Here is an 18,948-nt window from a genome sequence, read left to right as displayed (position 1 = left end):
GCCCTGCAGTTCGATACCCGTCACTTCAGGTCGGGGTTCTCGGCGTACACCTCGTCGAGCAGCGTGAGGTCGAACAGCTTCTCGGCCGTGATCGGGGTGCCCGCCAGCTCCAGCGCCCGCAGGTTGGCCTCGATGAGCTCGGGCGAGATCGTGAACAGCCCGTTCGCCTTCGTGTCGTCGCTGACCACCAGGTCGTTCTGCGCCTGGGCCTCCTTGACCTGCTCCTCGAGCTTGAGGCCCTGGTCCTTGCCGAAGGTGTTCACGGCCAGCTCGGCCGACTTCTCCGGGCTCGCGACCGCGTCGGCCCAGCCCTGGATCTCGGCCTTCAGGAACGCCTTGACCTTGTCGCGTTCGTCGTCGATCGACGACTGCAGCACGGTGAACGTCTCGGCCACCAGCGGCAGCCCGTTGTCGGCGAGGAGGAACGTGGTGACGTCGAAACCCCGTGAGTCGAGCAGGATCGGCTCGTTCGTGATGTACGACATGAACCCGTCGACCTCACCGGTGGTGACCACCATCGGGTCGAACTGCACCGGCACGATCTCCACGTCGTCCTCGGTCATGCCGTTGGCCGCCAGCAGTGCGGCGAAGATGACGGTGTTGGCGCCGCTCTGGACGCCGATCTTCTTGCCGGCCATGTCCGCCGGTGTCGCGATCGGGCTCTTGTCGATGCTGACGATGCAGAACGGGTTCTTCTGGTAGGTCGTGCCGACGATCTTCAGCGGCGCGCCCTTGGTGATCGCGGGCGCGGTCACGGTCGGCGTGGAGAGCCCGACGAAGGCCTTGCCGGTGGCCAGCGCGGACTCGGCGGTGGTGCCCGAGGCCCCGCCCGCGAGCAGCTCCACCTTCGAGAAGCCGGCCTGCTCGTAGTAGCCGTTCGCGGTGGCCATGTACTCACCGGCGAACTCGATGTTCTTGATCCAGGAGAGCTGGACGGCGATCTCGCCGAACCCCTCCGCACCCGCACCCGCGGACGCGCCGGAGTCGGAACCGCAGGCGGCCAGGAACGGACTGCCGGCCAGGGCGAGGGCACCGGCCTGGAACAACCGGCGACGGGAGAGTTCGGGGTACATCGGGCTGACGCTAGGAGCGTTCGATTGCGACCGTGTTTCGGCTTATGTCTCTTTTGAGGACAAAGGGCATTTGCGTCGGCCCGTAGACTCGACCGGTGACTGTCCAGAACATCCGCCTGTTCGGCGACCCCGTGCTGCGCACCAAGGCCGAGCCGGTCGTGGATTTCGACCGTGAGCTGCGCACTCTGGTCAAAGACCTGCAAGAGACCATGATGAACGCGCCGGGCGCCGGGCTGGCCGCCCCGCAGATCGGGGTCGGGCTGCGGGTGTTCACCTACTACGTGGACGGCGAGCTGGGGCATCTGATCAACCCGGACCTCGACCTGTCCGTCGAGCAGCAGGACGGCGAAGAGGGCTGTCTGTCCCTGCCCGACCTGGTGTTCGACACCCAGCGCTCGCTGCGCGTCGTGGCCAAGGGTTTCGACCAGCACGGTGAGCCGGTCACGATCGAGGGCAGCGAGCTCCTGGCCCGCTGCATCCAGCACGAGACCGACCACCTCGACGGCATCCTGTTCATCGACCGTCTCGACCGGGAGACCCGCAAGCTCGCGCTCAAGGCGATCCGTGAGGCCGAGTGGAACGGTGCCCCGCCGCCCCAGGTCAAGGTCAGCCCGCACGCCACCTTCGGGCGCGCCGTCTAGTTCCCTCCGCGATACGTCAGCGAGACTCCACCGTGCGCATCATCGTCGCGGGCACCCCCGAGGTCGCCCTGCCGCCGCTCGAGGCCATCCATGCCTCCGACCATCAGATCATCGCCGTGCTCACCCGGCCCGACACCGTCGCCGGGCGGGGCCGCAAGGTCTCCCGCTCGCCGGTCGCGCAGTGGGGTGACGAGCACGGCGTGCCGGTGCTCCAGCCGGACAGGCCCGGCGATCCCGGGTTCCTCGAGGAGCTGGCCGCGCTCGGGGCGGACTGCGTGGCCGTCATCGCCTACGGCGCCCTGGTGCCGCAGCGGGCCCTCGACATCCCGCGTCTGGGCTGGATCAACCTGCATTTCTCGGTGCTGCCCGCCTGGCGCGGCGCGGCGCCCGTGCAGCGCGCGATCATGGCCGGTGACCAGGTCACCGGGGCATCGGTGTTCCAGCTCGAGAAGGGCCTCGACACCGGCCCGGTCTACGGCGTGATGACGCAGACGGTGCGTCCGCGCGACACCTCCGGCGACCTGCTCGACCGGCTGGCCGAGGGCGGTGCCGGGCTGCTGGTCGCGGTGCTCGACGGGCTCGCCGCCGACGAGATGGAGGGACGCCCGCAGCCCGAGGAGGGTGTGTCGCTGGCGCCCAAGATCACGGTCGAGGAGGCCCGCGTCGACTGGTCGCAGACCGCCGTCGCGATCGACCGCCGGGTGCGTGGGTGCACCCCGGCGCCGGGTGCGTGGACGACGTTCCGCGGTGCCCGGCTCGGGCTCGGGCCGGTGTCGCCGCTTCCCGACGACGCCGAACCCCTGGCCCCGGGCGAGGTCCGGGTGCTGAAGAAGGCCGTGCACGTGGGCACGTCGACCGGTGCGGTCGAGCTGGGCGAGGTGCGGCCCGCGGGCAAGAAGGCGATGGCCGCCGTCGACTGGGCGCGGGGTGCGCGCCCGGGCGAGGGCGAGCGTCTCGGTCTTGAGGACGCGCCGGACGGTTCCGCTGCCACCCCGGCTTCCGGGGGTGGCCGGTGACGTCGGTGCGCGCTTGCCGCGCCGGCCGGTCCGCACCTTTCCTGTCCACCCTGCCGGGTGATAACAGGCCAATGCACTTCAAGGAGGCAGTATGAGCAACCAGGCCTCCTCCGGACGCCCCTCGAACTCCGGACGGCCCTCCGGCTCCGGCCGGCCCGCGGGCTCCGGACGTCCCTCGAGCCCGCCCCGCCGGGCGGGGGGCAAGCCCGGCCGCGCCGGCGGGCGGGACGCCCCGCGCTCGCGCACGGCTGAGGGCGGCGCCGAGCGCCCCGACAGCCGGCCCGGCGGCGGCCGTCCCGTCAACGTCGACCCGGCCCGCAGCGTCGCGTTCGAGACGCTGCGCGCGGTCACCGACCGCGACGCGTACGCCAACCTGATCCTTCCCGGCCTGCTGCGCCGGGCCCGCCTGCGGGGCCGCGACGCCGGCCTGGCCACCGAGCTCGCCTACGGCGCGCTGCGGGGCCGCGGCACCTACGACGCGATCATCGCCGCCGGCACCGACCGGCCGATCGCCGAGATCGACCCGGCCGTGCTCGATGCCCTGCGCCTGGGCGTGCACCAGCTCCTGCACATGCGGGTGCCGCCGCACGCCGCGGTGTCCACCACGGTCGACCTGGTGCGCTCCACGAGTGGTTCCGGCGCGTCCCGTTTCGCCAACGCCGTGCTGCGGCGCGTGGGGGAGCGCGACGAGGCCGAATGGCTCGCGAAGGTGGCGCCCGACGCGTCCACCGACCCGGACGGCAACCTCTCGGTGACCCACTCGCACCCGCAGTGGATCGTGCGCGCCCTGCGCGACGCCCTGAAGGCCACCGGACGCCCCGACGACGAGCTGCCCGCACTGCTGGCCTCGCACAACGCGCGTCCCACGGTGGTCGCCGCCGCGCTGCCCGGTCTGTCCGACGTGGCCGAGCTGACTGAGGGCGACCGCGCCCGGCCGGGCGTGCTCTCGCCCGTCGCGGCGCTGCTGAAGGGCGCGCCCGACGAGATCCCGGCCATCCGTCAGAGCCGGGCCCGGGTGCAGGACGAGGGCAGCCAGCTCGTGGCCCTCGGCGCCGCCGCCGCCACGACCATCGGCACCGACCGCGGCCTGTGGCTCGACCTGTGCGCCGGGCCGGGCGGCAAGGCCGCGCTGCTCGCGGCGCTGCTGGCCGAACGGCACGCCGCCGGGCTGGTGGGCGACGACGCCGAGCTGGTCGCGGTCGAGTCGGCCGAGCACCGCGCCGGTCTGGTGCAGCAGTCGCTGGCCGCCGTGCAGTGCGCCTACGACGTGCAGGTGCGTGACGGCCGCACCGTGGGGGAGGCCGAACCGGGCCGCTACGACCGGGTTCTCGTCGACGTCCCGTGCACCGGCCTGGGCGCGCTGCGGCGCCGCCCGGAGTCGCGCTGGCGGCGCAGCCCTTCCGACCTGACCTCGCTGGCCCCGCTGCAGCGGGCCCTGCTGGAGTCGGCGCTCGCGGCGGTGCGGCCCGGCGGTGTGGTCGCCTACGCCACCTGCTCACCGCACCCGGCCGAGACCCGCCTGGTGGTCGACGACGTGCTGCGCGGCCGCGACGATGTGGAGCGCCTCGACACCCCGGCGGTGCTGCGCGACCTGATCGGCTCGCGACGTCTGCCCGGCTCCGACGACCTGGTGCTGGGCGACGGGCCGTCCGTGCAGCTGTGGACCCACCTGCACGGCACCGACTCGATGTTCCTGTCGCTGCTGCGGCGCAACGCATGACGGGCCGCAACGCATGACGGACGGCACGACCGGGGGCCCGGTGCGCCGGGTCGTCACCGGCCCCGACGTGTACGACCCCACGTCCATCTCCCAGGCGGTGGGCGTGGGCGACCTGGTCTTCGTGTCGGGGCAGGTCGGGGTCGACGCGAACGGCCTCACCGTGGCCGGTGACTTCGCCGGCCAGGCGCGTCAGGCCTTCCGCAACCTCGAGCGGGTGCTGACGGCTGCCGGCACCGGCCTCGACCACGTGGCCAAGGTGACGATCCTGGTCACGGTGCCGCCGCCGATGGACGACGTGGTCGCCCTGCGCCGGGAGTTCTTCTCCCGGCCGTACCCGGCGGACACGATCGCGCAGGTGGTCTCGCTGGCCCAGCCGGACTGGCTGATCGAGATCGAGGCGATCGCGGTGCGCCCGGGCGGGTCCGCGCCGGACTGACCGGACTGACCCGGATCAGCGTGGTGGTACCTCGCCGTCCAGGCCGAAGCTGATGATGCGCCGCGGGTGGATCCGGATGAGCTCACCCGTGGTGCCGTCGTCCAGCGTCACCCCGCGCAGGGCCTCGGCGGTGCCCCGGATCTCGACCATCCGCACCCGCCACGGCTTCACCGAGGCGATGTCGTCGACGACGAACGAGACCGCCGGGTTCTTCTCGACGTTGCGGAACTTGCGGGACTCACCGAGGTTCCAGCCCCGGATGTCGATCGTGCCCAGCTCGGCGTTGTGGGTGAATCCCACCGGGCTGTTCTGCGGCGCGTTCCTCGGGTCGACGGTGGCCAGGCGGCCCAGGGTCTGGGTGGCGAGGTAGGCCAGGATCGGCGGCGTCAGCTCGTCGTGGCCGGTCTCGGGGCGAGTCGTCATGAGCCGATCCTCGGAGATGAACCTCACTTGAGGTCAAGACCCGCCGGCCGCGGGGCGCCCCAGGTCCGCACTAGGCTCTGCGACGTGGGCATCCAGATCTCTCCCAGCATCCTGAACTCCGACTTCTCCCGGATCGGCCACGAACTCGAGCGCATCTCGAGCGCCGACTGGGCGCACGTCGACGTGATGGACAACCACTTCGTCCCGAACCTCACGCTCGGCCTGCCGGTCGTCGAGTCGATCCTCAAGGTGTCGCCGGTGCCGGTGGACTGCCACCTGATGATCGAGGACCCGGACCGCTGGGCCCCGGCCTTCGCCGAGGCGGGCGCGAAGAGCGTCACCTTCCACGCCGAGGCCGCCGCCGCGCCGATCCGCCTGGCCCGTGAGCTGCGCAAGCAGGACGCCCGCGCCGGTCTGGCCCTGAAGCCCACCACCGCGGTCGAGCCCTACCTCGAGCTGCTGCCCGAGATCGACATGCTGCTGATCATGACCGTGGAGCCGGGCTTCGGCGGCCAGTCGTTCCTGGAGTCGATGCTCCCGAAGATCCGCCGCACCCGTCAGGCCGTGAAGGACTCCGGGCTGGACGTGTGGATCCAGGTCGACGGCGGGGTTTCGGTGAAGACCATCGAGCGCTGCGCCGAGGCCGGGGCCGACGTGTTCGTGGCCGGTTCCGCCGTCTACGGTGCGCAGGACGCGGCCGCGAGCATCGCCGAACTGCGCGAGCTGGCCGCCCAGGCCTGCTGAACGCGACCGCTTCGTCCCGCTAAAGGGGAGTTCGGCGTCCCCCATTTGCAGTGAACTCCCGCCCTGCCGTTCCCGGGAACAGATGTGAATGGCACACTGTTGGCCAGTTCGGCAGCCCGCGACGCGGGAGGCCGGACGAAAAGAGCAGTGCGTGCTCCGGGGTCGGTGAAATTCCGAGCCGGCGGTGACAGTCCGCGACCCGCACAGGCCTTCGGGCCGGTGCGGTTGACCTGGTGGAACTCCAGGACCGACGGTTAAAGTCCGGATGGGAGGCAGCACGCGGTGTTCGCGGAGGAGAACTCTCTGTCCGTGACGCCGAAACACGACGCTCGCGAGGCCCTTCGGGCCCGTGAGGTCTCCCGTCGTGATCCCCCGGAGCCCGCGTGACGCGCGTGGCCAGGGAGGATCACAGATGTTCACCGGAATCGTCGAAGAGCTGGGCCAGGTCGTCGAACTGGTGCCCGGGGCGGACTCCGCCCGGGTGACCGTTCGCGGGCCCCTCGTCACCTCCGACGCCGTCAAGGGCGCCTCGATCGCCGTCAACGGCGTCTGTCTGACCGTGGTCGAGCAGACCGGTGACACCTTCACGGCCGACGTCATGGCCGAGACGCTCCGGCGGACCTCGCTGCGCACCGCCACACCCGGCGCCCCCGTCAACCTGGAGCGCCCGTTGCAGGCCGACGGCCGGTTCGGTGGTCACGTCGTGCAGGGCCACGTCGACGGCACCGGCACCGTCGTCGAGCGCGTCCCCGGCGACCACTGGGAGCTCGTGCGTGTCGAGGTGCCCGCCGAACTGGCCCGTTACGTGGTCGCGAAGGGCTCGATCACCCTCGACGGCGTCTCCCTGACCGTCGCCGAGCTCACCGACGGCCCGACCGTCGTCACCGTCTCCCTCATCCCTGAGACCCTCGCCCGCACCACCCTCGGGCACCGCGCGGTCGGCGACCCGGTGAACATCGAGGTGGACGTGCTGGCCAAGTACGTGGAGCGGCTCGCAGCCGCTCCCGCGATCACGGAAGAGACGGTGGCCCCGCGATGAGCGGCGACCTGCAGGTGCACGACGACGTGACGTACCCCGACATCGCGCTCGACCCGGTGGAGAAGGCGGTCGAGGCACTGCGTTCGGGCCTGCCGGTGCTGGTGGTGGACGACGCCGACCGTGAGAACGAGGGCGACGTCATCCTCTCCGCGGTGCACGCCTCGCCGGAGTGGGTGGGCTGGACCATCCGGCACACCTCCGGTGTGCTGTGCGCGCCGATGTACGACGACCGGGCCGACGCGCTGAACCTGCCGCACATGGTCGAGCGCAACGAGGAGTCGCTGCGCACCGCGTACACGGTCTCCGTCGACGCCCGCTCGGGCATCGCGACCGGCATCAGCGCCGCCGACCGCTCGGTCACGCTGCGGCTGCTGGCCGACGGCGCGACCCGCCCGGACGACCTGGTGCGACCCGGCCACGTGTTCCCGCTGCGCGCCCGGCGCGGCGGCGTGCTCGAGCGCCGCGGTCACACCGAGGCCGCGGTCGACCTGTGCGAGCTGGCCGGCCTGCCGCCGGTCGGGGTGCTCGCCGAGGTCGTGGAGGACGACGGGCCGGTCACCCGGCTGCCCGGGCTGCGCGCCCTGGCCGACGAGTTCGGCCTGCCCCTGATCAGCATCGAGGACCTGGTCGCGTACCGGCAGGAGCACCCCTCGCCGGAACGGGAGGCCCCGCTCGCCGTGCCGACGAGGGTGCGCCGCGTGGCCGACAGCCACCTGCCCACCGAGCACGGCGACTTCCGGGCCATCGCCTACCGCGACCTGCTCACCGGGCACGAGCACGTGGCCCTGGTCGCGGGGGAGCCGACGGTCACGGGCGCCCTGGTGCGGGTGCACTCGGAGTGCCTCACCGGCGACGCGTTCGGCTCCAGCCGCTGCGACTGCGGCCCCCAGCTCGACGCGGCGATGGACAAGGTCGCGGCCGAGGGCGGCGTGGTGATCTACCTGCGCGGTCACGAGGGCCGCGGCATCGGGCTGCTGGCCAAGCTCACCGCCTACCAGCTGCAGGACTCGGGCCTGGACACGGTCGCCGCGAACACCGCGCAGGGCCTGCCCGCCGACGCCCGTGAGTACGGCGCCGCGGCAGCCGTTCTCGACGATCTCGGGCTCGACGAGATCCGCCTGCTGACCAACAACCCGGCCAAGCTCACCGGGCTGGCCGAGCACGGCATCAGCGTGAGTGAGCGGATCGGCCTGCAGGTCGGGGCGAACCCGCACAACACCGCGTACCTGACGAGCAAGCGTGACCTCATGGGTCACCAGCTCGACGCGCTCTGATCCATCACACAGGAGGAGATTTCAGCATGAGTGGCGAGGGTGCGCCAACGATCACGGTGGACGGCTCGCGGCTGCGAGTCGGGCTGGTCTGGGCCTCGTGGCACCAGGAGGTCATGGACGGCCTGGTCGCCGGGGCCCGCCGGGGTCTGGCCGACGCCGGCGTGAAAGACGTCGTCGAGGTGCCGGTTCCGGGCAGTTTCGAGCTCCCGGTCGCGGCCGCCCGGCTGGCCGCCTCCGGCGTCGACGCGGTGATCGCGCTCGGCGTCGTGGTGCGCGGGGGCACGCCGCATTTCGACTACGTCTGCTCGGCCGCCACGAACGGCCTCACCGACGTCAGTGTGCGGCACGGCGTCCCGGTCGGTTTCGGGGTGCTCACCTGCGACGACATGCAGCAGGCCCTCGACCGGGCCGGCCTGCCGGGCTCTAAGGAGGACAAGGGCCACGAGGCGGCCACCGCCGCGGTCTCGGCGGCGGTCGCGCTGCAGGACCTGGCGCTCCCGGCGTAGCCGGCCCGGATACCCTCGACCCGTGAAGACGTTCGATGACCTGTTCGCCGAGTTGACCCACCGTGCGCAGACCCGTCCCGAGGGCTCCGGCACGGTCGCCGCTCTCGACGCGGGTGTGCATGCCATCGGCAAGAAGGTGGTCGAGGAGGCCGCCGAGGTGTGGATGGCGGCCGAGTACGAGTCGAACGAGGCCGCGGCCGAGGAGATCTCGCAGCTGCTGTACCACCTGCAGGTGATGATGATCGCCAAGGGCATCAGCCTCGACGACGTCTACAAACACCTGTGAGCATTCCCGGGGGCAACGAGCAGGCGCTCGCCGACCTGCACCGGCCCTTCGTCTCCCGCCGCGGCCGGATCGTGGCCTGGGTGATGGGGGTCGGGCAGGCCGTCGCGTTCGTGGCCTGCATCCTCTGGGTGGGTGCCTCGTGGGGCGTCTACGACAAGGTCGGTCTGCTCGCGGTCGCCGCGTTCATCGGCTGGGGCATGAGCCGTTTCGGCGGGGTGCGGGCCACTCCCTCGTCCACCGGGCTGGCGGTGCGCAACCTGCTGGTGACGCGTCAGGTGACCTGGGCCGAGATCGAGGACGTGAACTTCGGCGTCAGCGATCCGTGGGTCACGCTCGACACCGCCGACGGTGACCCGCTGGCGGTCATGGCGGTGCAGCGCGCCGACGGCCCGGGTGCGCAGGCCGAGGCCCGGCGGCTGGCGACGCTGGTCGCGTACCACCGGCGTCTTTCTTCCTGAACCACGAGATGCAGGACGCGGTGGGCACCGCAGGTGCCCACCGCGTCCTGCGTCTCAGGCCTGTTCGCGAGCCGCGGCCCGATCGGCGTGCCCCAGCGCGTGGCCGGGGGCGGCGATGTCGCGGACCCGGCGCTTGAGCTCCACGATGTCCGGGAACCCGCCGTCGTTCTTGCGGTCCCAGACCGGGCTCTCGTCGACGTGCACCTGGAAGATCCCTCCGGTGCCCGGGACCAGCGCCACCTCGTCGAGCTCGGTGCCGAACGTCTGCAGCAGCTCCTGCGCCACCCAGGCCGCACGCAGCAGCCAGTTGCACTGCGTGCAGTAGGTGACGGAGACCCGCGCCACGACTACTTCCCGGCCGCGTCGAGCGCGTTCTGCACCGCGGTCGCGAGCGTCGCGGTGTCGTCGGCGGCGGTCAGGTTCACCGTCTGCCCGTCGACCATGATCGTCGGCGTGCCGGTGACCCCGGCCTTGGACGAGGCCTCGGTGACGCGCTTGGTCCAGCCCTCGTAGGTCGCCTCGTCGACGGCCGTGCGCACCGCGGCCTCGTCGGCCCCGGCCTCCTTGGCGTAGGCGACCAGCTGGTCGTCGCTCAGGCCGGCCCCACCCTCGGCGGGCTGGTTCTCGAAGAGCAGGTTGTGGAAGTCCAGGGCGGCGTCGGGCGAGGAGTTCACGACCGCGCCGAAGGCGTTCAGCGAGCGCGTCGAGTACTCGTCGGTGGAGGCTTTGTCGAGGAAGGCGATCGGGTGGTACTCCACCTTCACGTCGCCGTCCTTGACCCACTGCGCCATCTGGGTGCGGTTGGCGGCCTCGAACTGCGCGCAGTACGGGCACTGGAAGTCTTCGTAGACGGTGATCGTGACCGGTGCCGAGGATTCGCCGTCGACGAAGGCGTTGTCCGTGATGTTGGCCGGGTTCGCCGCGCTCGAGGTGGCGTTGTCCCGACGGGTGGTGTTGACGACGACGAAGACCCCGACGACCACCACGACCAGCGCCAGCACCACGCCGCTGACCAGCAGCGTGCGGCGTCTGGCCTCGGCCTTCGCGGCCGCCGCGCGCATCTGCGCGGCCTTGGCCTGCCGTGCGTCCCGGGTCGAACTGCCGCTGGCCATACCTGTGACTCCTTGCTGTTCGGTGGCTGTTCGGTGGACTACGGCTGCGGGGTGGGCAGCTCGTAGGTGTCCGCGGCGGGCGTCAGGCCGAGCTTGTCGTCGAGGGCGAACCGGCCCGCGCCGCGCAGGAACAGCCAGGCGCAGCCGGCCATGATCGCCCCGTTGAGCACGAGCTCGCGTACGTAGCCGGGCACCGGGTTGCTCGTGAAGCCGCTGTTGCCGAAACACCCGCACTCGATCTGCAGACCGCGGGCCCAGGCCGAGGCCACCCCGATGAAGAAGGCCAGGCTGACCAGGGCCGTGAACACCGCGACGAACCGGGTGAGCACGCCCACCACCAGCAGCGCACCGAGGATGAGCTCGACGATCGGCAGGGCCGTGCCGACGGTGGGCACGACCGCCTCGGGCAGCAGCTGGTAGTTGCGCACCGATCGGATGGTGTCGTCGATGTCCTGGATCTTGGCCCAGCCGGTGTAGAGGAACACCCCACCGGCGAGCAGGCGGACCACCGGCCCCACCCAGGGCTGCCACGACGTCACAGAGCTGTCACCGCGCTTGGACACGCCCGTCAGGGTAGTGCGCGAGCCTGGACGGAACCTGGAAGCAGCACCAGATCCGCCCGCTCGTGCGGCCGTTCGCGGGCGAAGTAGGCCCGTTCCTGGGCGGCCCAGCGTTCCCAGTGGGGCCGGTAGCCCTCCCCGTCCCGGGCCATCGCGCGGGTGTGTCTGACCTGTTCAGGGGCGTCCGCGAAGGCGAGAGCGTGCACGAAGGGGGCGGCGGCGAGCGCTCCGGCGCCGACTCCCTCGACGATGGTCACCTCTTTGACGGGCACTTCGTCCTGAACTGTCCCATAACGGTCGGCGGTCCAGTCCCAGCGGGCGAAGCGGGCTCTCTCGCCGCGGCTGAGGAGGGCGAGGACCTCGTCGGCGAGGCGGTCGATCGCGGCCTCGAGTCCGTCCCAGCCGGGGTAGAGGTCCTCGACGCGCACCAGGGTGACGTCCTGGTTCTCCTGCTGGAGGACGCGGTGGAGACGGTCGGCGAGGGTGGACTTCCCGGAGCCGCTGGGCCCGTCGACGGCCAGGACGGTGGTGGCCCGTTGGCGGGGGCCCGCCCGGCGGGTGCGTTCGAGGAGGTCGCGCAGCGCGGCGAGGTGGTCGGGGTGCCCGGGGCCCTGCGGCTGGCCGGGCCGGTCGGGTCGGTCCGGTTGCCCGGGCTCGTCGGGGGAGGTCACGCCGCTCATCCGGCGGACACTACGCTGTCGGGCGTGCCGGTTGCCGTGCGAGTCATTCCCTGTCTGGACGTCGACGCCGGGCGCGTCGTCAAGGGCGTCAACTTCGAGGGCCTGCGGGACGCCGGGGATCCGGTCGAGCTCGCCGCTCGTTACGACGCGGAGGGCGCCGACGAGCTGACGTTCCTCGACGTGACGGCCTCCTCGTCCGGGCGCGAGACCATGTACGACGTGGTGTCCCGCACCGCCGAGCAGGTCTTCATCCCGCTGACCGTGGGCGGTGGTGTGCGGTCGGTCGACGACGTGGACCGGTTGCTGCGCGCGGGCGCCGACAAGGTCGGGGTGAACACGGCGGCGATCCAGCGGCCGGAGCTGATCGCGGAGGTGGCGCACCGGTTCGGGGCGCAGGTGCTGACGCTGTCGGTGGACGCGCGGCGCTGCCCGCCGGGCACGGTCACGGCGTCCGGGTTCGAGGTCACCACGCACGGTGGCCGCAAGGGCACGGGCATCGACGCGGTGGACTGGGCCGCGCGCGGCGCCGAGCTCGGGGCCGGTGAGATCCTGCTGAACTCGATGGACGCCGACGGCACGAAGGCCGGGTTCGACCTGGAGCTGCTGCGGCTGGTGCGTGACGAGGTCGGGGTGCCGCTGATCGCCAGCGGTGGGGCCGGCGCGGTGGAGCACTTCCCGCCGGCGGTCGCGGCCGGGGCCGACGCGGTGCTGGCGGCGAGCGTGTTCCACTTCGGCCAGCTGACGATCGGTGACGTGAAGGACGCGCTGCGGGCGGGCGGGGTCTCGGTCCGCTGAGGGCCGCTGGGGGCCGCTGAGGTCCGCTGGGGCACTGGCCCTCCCGGTTCGTCCCGCTGCGGTGACCGGTCGGCGTGAGCCGACCGGCGCGTCCGTCATCAGGGTCCCGGGCAGGGCCTAGGTGCGCATGGGGGTCTCGCGGAAGCGCGCGACCGCGGCCTCGTCGCCGAGGAACTCGACGCGGGCGTGCTCCTTGCGGCCGAAGAGGTACATGGCCAGTTCGCCGGGCTCCCCGACGAGCGTGACGCCCGGGCCGGTGCCCTTCTTCAGCGCGTGCGGCTCGCCCCCGGGAACCTGCAGGCTGACGGGCACGTCGGCCTTGCGCACCATGAGCCGGCCGAACGGCCCGGCGATGTTCTTCCAGAACGCGGCCTGACGCTCACCGGGCAGCGGGCGTGGTTCCCAGCCGGGCGTGGCGCGGCGCACGTCCTCGCCGTGCACGAAGTGCTCGAGCAGGTTGGCGCGCTCGTCGACGCCGGGCAGGCCGAACGGCGACAGCCGGGGCGGGCCGTTGCGCACGGTGGTGACGAGCTCGTCGAAGTCGCGCGCGGCGAGGGCTTCCTGCTGCTGCGCCGACCACTTCTTCAACGGGCCGAGGACGCCGGCGACGCGGACGTGGGGACGTCCCTCCCGCACGACGAGGTGGACGGCGAGGTCGGTGGTGGTCCAGCCGGTGCACAGGGTGGGGGCGCCGGGCCCGGCCTGCGCGAGGGCGTCGGCGAGGGCCTGACGTTCCGCTGCGGAATGCGAGGGCATGAGCTCACCTTGACACAGGTGGAGTCCGTCGACGAGGCGTGGGTATGCCGGTTTCGTCGGCCGCCGATTCTGTCGGTGGTGGCCTCTAGCGTCTTTTCTCGCGGGCAGGCGGACGTCTGCCCGCGATTGTTGCGAATGCGTCCACGGACGTTGACAGGAGGTTCCCGCGTGGTGAAGCGGGCCGGCCCGGAAAAGGCCGGAGAGCGGGAGAGAAGCACGCTGCTGCGTGGTCTGCGGGTGATCGGCATCGGGATCCGTCAGGAGCCGGCGATCTTCTCGGTGGCCGTGCTGATGTCGGCGCTGTACGGAGCGGGCACCGCCGGGGGCGGCTGGGTGCTCGGGCGGCTGACCGACCGGGTGCTCGCGCCCGCCTTCGAGCAGGGGCGCATCAGTGGGCACGACCTTCTGGTCACCGGGCTGGTGCTGGCCGGGGTCGCGGTGCTGACGGCGGTCGGGGTGGTCGGGCGCCGGGTGGCGGCCGGGCTCACCTCGTTCCGGCTGCAGGCCCGCTACCGGCGGCTGCTCACCCGGCAGTACCTGCGTCTGCCGCTGGAGTGGCACCACCGGCATCCGGCCGGGGTGCTGCTGTCCAACGCGAACGCCGACGTCGAGGCCACGTGGCAGGTGTTCGCGCCGCTGCCGATGGCGATCGGCGTGGTGGTGATGCTGCTGGTGGCGTCGGTCGCGATGATCGTGGCCGACCCGGTGCTGGGCCTGACCGGTCTGCTCGTGCTGCCCTGGGTGGTGCTGCTCAACGCGGTCTACCAGCGGTACATGTCGCCGGCGGTGACGCGGGCGCAGGCCGAGCGCGGCGAGGTCTCCTCGGTGGCGCACGAGAGCCTCGAGGCGGCGGCCGTGGTGAAGAGCCTGGGCCGCGAGGCCTCGGAGACGGCCCGGTTCGCGGTCACCGCCGACCGTCTGAAGGTCGCGAACGTGCGGGCCGGGCGGCTGCGCGCGGCGTTCGACCCGCTGATGGAGGCGATCCCGACGCTGGGCACGCTGACCGTGCTCGCGGTCGGGGCCTGGCGGGTGCAGGGCGGGCACGCGAACACCGGTGACGTGGTTCAGGTGGCCTACCTGCTGAGCCTGGTCGCGTTCCCGCTGCGGTCGATGGGCTGGGTGCTGGGCGAGATCCCGCGCACGGTCGTGGGCTGGGAGCGCACCAGCGCGGTGCTGGCCGAGACCGACGCTATGCCCTACGGCCCGGCGGAGCCCGCACCCGGGGGAGCGGTCGGGGTCGAGGTCGAGGAGGTCGCGTACGCCTATGTCGACGACGCCGGCGAGCGCTACGAGGTGCTGCACGACATCGACCTGAGCATCCGCCCGGGCCGCACGCTGGCGCTGGTCGGGCCCACCGGTTCGGGCAAGTCGACGCTGGCCACGCTGCTGGTGCGGCTGGTCGACCCGGCCAAGGGCACGATCCGGCTCGACGGCACCGACGTGCGCGACCTGCGCCCGGGCGGGGTCGCGGAGCTGTCGGCGCTGGTGCCGCAGGGCACGTTCGTGTTCAACGACAGCGTGCGCGACAACGTGACGCTGGGGGACACCCGTTTCAGCGACGACGACGTGTGGCGGGCGCTGACGGTGGCCCGGGCCGACGGCTTCGTGAAACACCTGGCGCACGGCATCGACACGGTGATCGGTGAGCGGGGTGCCGACCTGTCCGGCGGGCAGCGGCAGCGTCTGGCGCTGGCGCGGGCCCTGGTGCGGCGGCCGCGGCTGCTGGTGCTCGACGACGCGACGTCGGCGATCGACCCGCGCATCGAGGCGGAGATCCTGGCCGGGCTGGACGACACGTCCGACGGGGCCTCGGTGACGGTCGTGGTGATCGCCTACCGGCGGGCCACGATCGCGCTCGCCGACGAGGTGGCCTACCTGGAGAACGGCCGCATCGCCGACCGCGGCACGCACGCCGAGCTGCTGGTGCGCAGCGAGGGCTACCGGCGGCTGGTGACGGCGTACGACCACGACGACGAGCAGCCGGGTGGGCCGGTGGGTCCCGGCGAGCCGTCCGGCGACGACCTCGACGATCTGGACGACCTGGACGACCTGACGGAGATGACGCGGCGATGAGTGTTCCTGCGACCGAGGGCGTGGCGCGGGCGGGTGCCTGGCACGTGCTGCGGCGCGGCGTCGAGATCTCGCCCGAGCTGGTGAAGGGCGTCTGGTTCACGCTGTTCCTGGCGCTGGTGGCGACCTGCGGGCGCATCCTGGTGCCGATCGCGGTCCAGCAGACCATCGACCGCGGGATCTCCGGCGACGGCGGGGTGCGGCTGGGCCTGGTCCTCGGGCTGGTCGGCACGGTCGCGGTGGCGCTGGTGGTCACCGCGATCTGCTCGTACGTCAGCAACGTGCGGCTGTTCCGGGCCACCGAGTCCGGTCTGAGAACGCTGCGGGTGAAGGCTTTCCGGCACATCCACGACCTCTCGGTGCTGACCCAGAACAGCGAGCGCCGTGGTGCCCTGGTCGCCCGGGTCACCACCGACGTCGACACGATCTCCACCTTCGTGCAGTGGGGCGGTCTGCTGCTGGTGCTCTCGGCCGGGCAGCTGCTCATCGCCACGATCGTGATGGCGGTCTACTCGTGGCAGCTGACCCTGCTGGTCTGGGCCTGCTTCCTGCCGCTGTTCGTGATCGTGCGGCCGTTGCAGCGGCGGGTCTCGGTGGCCTACGGCCGGGTGCGTGAGCGGGTCGGCGACATGCTCGGCTCGATCTCCGAGGCCGTGGTCGGGGCCGACACGATCCGGGCCTACGCCGTGCAGGGCCGCACGCAGCAGCGCATCGACACGGCGATCGAGACGCACCGGCGCTCGGCCGTGCGCGCGCAGATGCTGGTGGCCGTGTCGTTCACCGGCGGCGTGCTGGTGTCCGGGCTGGTCGTGGCGGCCGTCGTGGTGGCGGGCATCGCGCTGGGCGTGAACGGGGGCATCAGCCTGGGCGAGCTGCTGGCCGTGCTGTTCCTCGTGCAGCTGTTCACCATGCCGGTGCAGATGGGCACCGAGGTGCTGAACGAGCTGCAGAACGCGGCGGCCGGCTGGCGGCGCGTGATCGGGATCCTCGACACCGAGGCCGACATCGTCGACCCGGGCGAGAAGGGCACGAGCCTGCCCCGGGGCCCGATCGGGGTGCGGTTCGAACACGTCACGTTCGCCTACCCGGGCGGTGAGCCGGTGCTGCGTGACGTGAGCCTGAGCATCCCCGAGCGGGCCCGGGTGGCCGTGGTCGGCGAGACCGGTTCGGGCAAGACCACGCTGGCGAAGCTCCTGACCCGGCTGATGGACCCGACCGGTGGCCGGGTGCTGATCGACGGCACCGACCTGCGCGAGATCAGTTTCGCCAACCTGCGCTCGCGGATCGTGATGGTGCCGCAGGAGGGGTTCCTGTTCGATCTGGACCTGGCGGCCAACATCGCCTGGGGCCGTGAGGGCGCCACCCGTGAGCAGGTCGAGAAGGCGCTGTCCGAGCTGGGTCTGCTGGAGTGGGCGCAGGGGCTGCCGCGAGGGCTGGACACCCCGGTCGGTCAGCGCGGCGAGTCGCTGTCGGCGGGGGAGCGGCAGTTGCTGGCGCTGGCCCGGGCCTACCTGGCCGATCCTGACCTGCTGGTGCTCGACGAGGCCACGTCGGCCGTCGACCCGGCCACCGAGGTCAAGCTGCAGGCCGCGCTCGAGGGCGTCACCCGGGGCCGCACCTCGGTGACGATCGCCCACCGGATGAGCACGGCCGAGGCCGCCGACCTGGTCGTGGTCGTCGACCGCGGTGAGGTCGCCGACGCCGGGCACCACCTGGAACTGCTGGAACGCTGCGAGCCCTACCGGCGCATGTACGCGTCGTGGCGCAGTCAGACGTCGCAGCCGGCCAGGCAGCCGGTCTGACGGCGAACAGGCCTGATCACGGCCGCTTTCCGGCGGTGATCAGGCCTGCGTCGCCCCGAGCGGGCGGGCGATCGGCTCCGGCAGGTCGTACGGCGTCTCGACGGGCAGCAGCGCCCGGGCCCGGGCGGTCTCGTCCTGCCGCACCAGTTCGTGGATCTCGTGGGCGAGGGGCGTGACATCCGTGACCGACAGCGTCCATTCGTCGACGTAGGCGGGCACCACGGGGGCTCCCAGACCGATCTGGATCGACCGGTGATCGACCGGTGATCGACCGGTGATCGACCGGGGCGAGTGACGGCGAGCGTTCCGGGTCCCACTGCACCCGCACCGGGCGTTCCCGCACCAACCGCCGGAAATCCCTTTCGTCGCCGTGCAGTTCGGGCACGAAGTGGCTCAGGCCGGCCCGGGTCAGGGCCTCCTCGAAGCCGGCCCGCGTCAGTCTGATCGCGAGAACCCGCTCCTGGCCGTCCTTACGGGCCCAGCCGCAGCGGTACATCATCCACCGGAACGACGGCTTGATCCAGGTCATCCGCTCGCGCCGGAACGGGGGAGCGAACCGGCCCGCGGCCGGCGCGGGGTGGCCGGGGTGACCGGGGCGAGGGGATGGCCGGGGCGGCCGGGGCGAGGGGGCGGCCGGGGCGAGGGGGTGGCCGGGGTGGCCGGGGCGGGGGACCCCTCCTGCCGCACCAGGTCACCGGCTTGGGCCACCGGGGCTGGGCAGCGGCGGCCGGCGCCCACGCCCGTGCCGGTGGCGGCCCGCTACCGCGCCCGGTGTCGGCTCGTCGTCAGTCGACCGGCAAAGGGCTGTCGCTCGAGCCCATCTCGTCGTCCAGGGCCTCGAGCCGCTGCGCCGGAGTGAGCGGCGAGCGGGAGGCCAGGCGCTGCAGCCGCCGGCGCTGCGAGCGGTACCTCCTGCCCACGCCCCGCCGCACCCGCCCGGCCAGCACCTCGCTGATCTCCCGCGCGGACAGGTCCTCGATCCGCACGACCTCCTTCTCGGTACGCTGCGACCCGGGCAGCCCCTCCTGCTCACCGACGCCCCGCGCGACCTCGTCCGGGAAGAACGCGTTGCCGGTGCCGGCCCGGGAAACCGCCCCCAGGATCGCCTGCACCGCCAGGTCCACGGGCACCGCGTCGGGCGCCGGCGTGGGCTCCGGCGCACCCGGCCAGGGCTCGGTCAGCAGGTCCGGGTCGCCGATCACGTCCAGGCCGGAAACCCGCAGCTCCTCGATGATCTCGCGATAGCCCCGGGCCAGCTCGACCGCGCGGTCCACGGCCCAGTCCGGGGTGTGCACGGCCGGCCCCTCACCCGAGGGCATCAGCTCGACCGTGCGCAGGATCGAGCCGTAGCGGATCAGGTCGGCGTAGTCCTTCCACGGGAAGTCCCGGTCGCGCAGCTGCACGTTCAGCCGCCGGAACAGCTCGGTCTCCGCCGCCGACATCGACCGGTTCTGCCGCCCGGACTCCACCCCCGTCAGCGTGCCCCCGGGCAGGCCGAGCAGATCGTTGAACGTGCGCATGAGCAGCCCGCGGTCGGCGGGGTCGAGCACCACCACC

Annotated in this window: 21 protein-coding genes, 2 pseudogenes and 1 riboswitch; of the genes and pseudogenes, 13 read left to right on the top strand and 10 right to left on the bottom strand. The window is 72.4% G+C overall.

Translation table 11 applies throughout. From position 1 onward, the window contains the following. Positions 1 to 20: 20 nt before the first annotated feature. Positions 21 to 1,073, bottom strand: coding sequence for an ABC transporter substrate-binding protein (locus J2S57_RS00110; RefSeq protein ID WP_307236514.1), 1,053 nt, complete (start codon positions 1,071 to 1,073; stop codon positions 21 to 23). 95 nt (positions 1,074 to 1,168) lie between these two features. Between J2S57_RS00110 and def the strand changes: the two genes are divergently transcribed. The 4 genes from def to J2S57_RS00090 all read left to right on the top strand — a co-directional run bounded on the left by def (position 1,169) and on the right by J2S57_RS00090 (position 4,886). Further along, positions 1,169 to 1,714 (top strand): peptide deformylase, encoded by a 546-nt coding sequence (gene def, locus J2S57_RS00105; protein ID WP_307236510.1) that lies wholly within the window; start codon positions 1,169 to 1,171, stop codon positions 1,712 to 1,714. Positions 1,715 to 1,746: 32 nt separating this feature from the next. Continuing rightward, positions 1,747 to 2,730: a methionyl-tRNA formyltransferase gene (gene fmt / locus J2S57_RS00100; RefSeq protein ID WP_307236507.1), complete on the top strand. Its 984-nt coding sequence runs from the start codon at positions 1,747 to 1,749 to the stop codon at positions 2,728 to 2,730. 91 nt (positions 2,731 to 2,821) lie between these two features. Further along, the gene (locus tag J2S57_RS00095) at positions 2,822 to 4,450 is read left to right on the top strand and encodes an RsmB/NOP family class I SAM-dependent RNA methyltransferase (RefSeq protein WP_307236503.1); all 1,629 of its coding nucleotides are present in this window, start codon (positions 2,822 to 2,824) and stop codon (positions 4,448 to 4,450) included. A 13-nt stretch (positions 4,451 to 4,463) separates the two neighbouring features. Then, positions 4,464 to 4,886, top strand: a complete 423-nt coding sequence (locus J2S57_RS00090) for a RidA family protein (protein ID WP_307236499.1) — start codon at positions 4,464 to 4,466, stop codon at positions 4,884 to 4,886. A 15-nt stretch (positions 4,887 to 4,901) separates the two neighbouring features. Here the strand turns inward: J2S57_RS00090 and J2S57_RS00085 are convergent, their stop codons facing one another. Further along, complete coding sequence (locus J2S57_RS00085; RefSeq protein ID WP_307236496.1) at positions 4,902 to 5,309, bottom strand: PPOX class F420-dependent oxidoreductase; 408 nt, start codon at positions 5,307 to 5,309, stop codon at positions 4,902 to 4,904. Between the two features lie 84 nt (positions 5,310 to 5,393). On the opposite strand from J2S57_RS00085, the gene rpe reads away from it, so the two are divergent. The 6 genes from rpe (at position 5,394) to J2S57_RS00055 (ending at position 9,616) form a co-directional block, all read left to right on the top strand. Further along, on the top strand, positions 5,394 to 6,053 hold the full coding sequence (rpe, locus tag J2S57_RS00080) for a ribulose-phosphate 3-epimerase (protein ID WP_307236493.1): 660 nt from the start codon (positions 5,394 to 5,396) through the stop codon (positions 6,051 to 6,053). Positions 6,054 to 6,200: 147 nt separating this feature from the next. After that, a riboswitch (FMN riboswitch) is annotated at positions 6,201 to 6,336 on the top strand. Between the two features lie 129 nt (positions 6,337 to 6,465). Next, positions 6,466 to 7,092, top strand: coding sequence for a riboflavin synthase (locus tag J2S57_RS00075; protein WP_307236490.1), 627 nt, complete (start codon positions 6,466 to 6,468; stop codon positions 7,090 to 7,092). After that, positions 7,089 to 8,366 carry a bifunctional 3,4-dihydroxy-2-butanone-4-phosphate synthase/GTP cyclohydrolase II gene (locus tag J2S57_RS00070; RefSeq protein ID WP_307236488.1) on the top strand — a complete coding sequence of 426 codons (1,278 nt, stop codon included), beginning with the start codon at positions 7,089 to 7,091 and terminating at the stop codon, positions 8,364 to 8,366. The genes J2S57_RS00075 and J2S57_RS00070 overlap by 4 nt, the downstream gene beginning before the upstream one ends. 26 nt (positions 8,367 to 8,392) lie before the next feature. Next, entirely contained in the window at positions 8,393 to 8,872 is a 480-nt protein-coding gene (gene ribH, locus J2S57_RS00065; RefSeq protein WP_307236485.1) for a 6,7-dimethyl-8-ribityllumazine synthase, read from the top strand. A gap of 22 nt (positions 8,873 to 8,894) precedes the next feature. After that, a complete protein-coding gene (locus J2S57_RS00060) occupies positions 8,895 to 9,158 on the top strand; it encodes a phosphoribosyl-ATP diphosphatase (protein WP_307236482.1) in 264 nt (87 codons plus the stop codon). Continuing rightward, positions 9,155 to 9,616, top strand: coding sequence for a PH domain-containing protein (locus J2S57_RS00055; protein WP_307236480.1), 462 nt, complete (start codon positions 9,155 to 9,157; stop codon positions 9,614 to 9,616). Before J2S57_RS00060 ends, J2S57_RS00055 begins: the two co-directional genes overlap by 4 nt. Before the next feature lie 54 nt (positions 9,617 to 9,670). Here the strand turns inward: J2S57_RS00055 and J2S57_RS00050 are convergent, their stop codons facing one another. The 4 genes from J2S57_RS00050 to J2S57_RS00035 are packed head-to-tail and all read right to left on the bottom strand — an operon-like array spanning position 9,671 to position 11,968. After that, a complete protein-coding gene (locus tag J2S57_RS00050; RefSeq protein ID WP_307236478.1) occupies positions 9,671 to 9,961 on the bottom strand; it encodes an Rdx family protein in 291 nt (96 codons plus the stop codon). 2 nt (positions 9,962 to 9,963) lie between these two features. Continuing rightward, on the bottom strand, positions 9,964 to 10,728 hold the full coding sequence (locus J2S57_RS00045) for a DsbA family protein (RefSeq protein WP_307236475.1): 765 nt from the start codon (positions 10,726 to 10,728) through the stop codon (positions 9,964 to 9,966). A gap of 38 nt (positions 10,729 to 10,766) precedes the next feature. Next, the gene (locus tag J2S57_RS00040) at positions 10,767 to 11,291 is read right to left on the bottom strand and encodes a DoxX family protein (RefSeq protein ID WP_307236473.1); all 525 of its coding nucleotides are present in this window, start codon (positions 11,289 to 11,291) and stop codon (positions 10,767 to 10,769) included. Between the two features lie 5 nt (positions 11,292 to 11,296). Continuing rightward, positions 11,297 to 11,968, bottom strand: a complete 672-nt coding sequence (locus tag J2S57_RS00035; protein ID WP_307236471.1) for a nucleoside/nucleotide kinase family protein — start codon at positions 11,966 to 11,968, stop codon at positions 11,297 to 11,299. Between the two features lie 24 nt (positions 11,969 to 11,992). Between J2S57_RS00035 and hisF the strand changes: the two genes are divergently transcribed. Further along, positions 11,993 to 12,763: an imidazole glycerol phosphate synthase subunit HisF gene (gene hisF, locus J2S57_RS00030; protein ID WP_307236469.1), complete on the top strand. Its 771-nt coding sequence runs from the start codon at positions 11,993 to 11,995 to the stop codon at positions 12,761 to 12,763. A 117-nt stretch (positions 12,764 to 12,880) separates the two neighbouring features. Here hisF and J2S57_RS00025 read toward each other — a convergent pair whose 3' ends face one another. Further along, entirely contained in the window at positions 12,881 to 13,519 is a 639-nt protein-coding gene (locus J2S57_RS00025; protein WP_307236466.1) for a TIGR03085 family metal-binding protein, read from the bottom strand. A gap of 135 nt (positions 13,520 to 13,654) precedes the next feature. On the opposite strand from J2S57_RS00025, the gene J2S57_RS00020 reads away from it, so the two are divergent. Together J2S57_RS00020 and J2S57_RS00015 are read left to right on the top strand one after the other, a co-directional pair. Beyond that, positions 13,655 to 15,592: an ABC transporter ATP-binding protein gene (locus J2S57_RS00020; RefSeq protein WP_442358338.1), complete on the top strand. Its 1,938-nt coding sequence runs from the start codon at positions 13,655 to 13,657 to the stop codon at positions 15,590 to 15,592. Then, complete coding sequence (locus J2S57_RS00015; protein ID WP_307236460.1) at positions 15,589 to 17,391, top strand: ABC transporter ATP-binding protein; 1,803 nt, start codon at positions 15,589 to 15,591, stop codon at positions 17,389 to 17,391. Before J2S57_RS00020 ends, J2S57_RS00015 begins: the two co-directional genes overlap by 4 nt. A gap of 39 nt (positions 17,392 to 17,430) precedes the next feature. On the opposite strand, the gene J2S57_RS00010 is transcribed toward J2S57_RS00015, so the two are convergent. The 3 genes and pseudogenes from J2S57_RS00010 to J2S57_RS00005 form a co-directional block, all read right to left on the bottom strand. Beyond that, on the bottom strand, positions 17,431 to 17,613 hold the full coding sequence (locus J2S57_RS00010; RefSeq protein WP_370882421.1) for a DUF4291 family protein: 183 nt from the start codon (positions 17,611 to 17,613) through the stop codon (positions 17,431 to 17,433). 127 nt (positions 17,614 to 17,740) lie between these two features. Next, a pseudogene (locus J2S57_RS35255) lies at positions 17,741 to 17,920 on the bottom strand (DUF4291 family protein); the annotation flags it as partial. Between the two features lie 256 nt (positions 17,921 to 18,176). After that, positions 18,177 to 18,948: pseudogene (locus J2S57_RS00005) on the bottom strand (hypothetical protein); the annotation flags it as partial.

This window comes from Kineosporia succinea, from assembly GCF_030811555.1.
Classification (GTDB): domain Bacteria; phylum Actinomycetota; class Actinomycetes; order Actinomycetales; family Kineosporiaceae; genus Kineosporia; species Kineosporia succinea.
This window is presented reverse-complemented; position numbering and strand designations above follow the sequence as displayed.

Excerpts from the sequence above, each read along its gene's own strand:
- J2S57_RS00110 (WP_307236514.1), bottom strand. The coding sequence starts at position 1,073 with ATGTACCCCGAACTCTCCCGTCGCCGGTTGTTCCAGGCCGGTGCCCTC.
- J2S57_RS00095 (WP_307236503.1), top strand. The coding sequence starts at position 2,822 with ATGAGCAACCAGGCCTCCTCCGGACGCCCCTCGAACTCCGGACGGCCC.
- J2S57_RS00090 (WP_307236499.1), top strand. The coding sequence starts at position 4,464 with ATGACGGACGGCACGACCGGGGGCCCGGTGCGCCGGGTCGTCACCGGC.
- J2S57_RS00085 (WP_307236496.1), bottom strand. The coding sequence starts at position 5,309 with ATGACGACTCGCCCCGAGACCGGCCACGACGAGCTGACGCCGCCGATC.
- J2S57_RS00075 (WP_307236490.1), top strand. The coding sequence starts at position 6,466 with ATGTTCACCGGAATCGTCGAAGAGCTGGGCCAGGTCGTCGAACTGGTG.
- J2S57_RS00070 (WP_307236488.1), top strand. The coding sequence starts at position 7,089 with ATGAGCGGCGACCTGCAGGTGCACGACGACGTGACGTACCCCGACATC.
- ribH (WP_307236485.1), top strand. The coding sequence starts at position 8,393 with ATGAGTGGCGAGGGTGCGCCAACGATCACGGTGGACGGCTCGCGGCTG.
- J2S57_RS00045 (WP_307236475.1), bottom strand. The coding sequence starts at position 10,728 with ATGGCCAGCGGCAGTTCGACCCGGGACGCACGGCAGGCCAAGGCCGCG.
- J2S57_RS00035 (WP_307236471.1), bottom strand. The coding sequence starts at position 11,968 with ATGAGCGGCGTGACCTCCCCCGACGAGCCCGGGCAACCGGACCGACCC.
- J2S57_RS00025 (WP_307236466.1), bottom strand. The coding sequence starts at position 13,519 with ATGCCCTCGCATTCCGCAGCGGAACGTCAGGCCCTCGCCGACGCCCTC.
- J2S57_RS00020 (WP_442358338.1), top strand. The coding sequence starts at position 13,655 with ATGCGTCCACGGACGTTGACAGGAGGTTCCCGCGTGGTGAAGCGGGCC.
- J2S57_RS00015 (WP_307236460.1), top strand. The coding sequence starts at position 15,589 with ATGAGTGTTCCTGCGACCGAGGGCGTGGCGCGGGCGGGTGCCTGGCAC.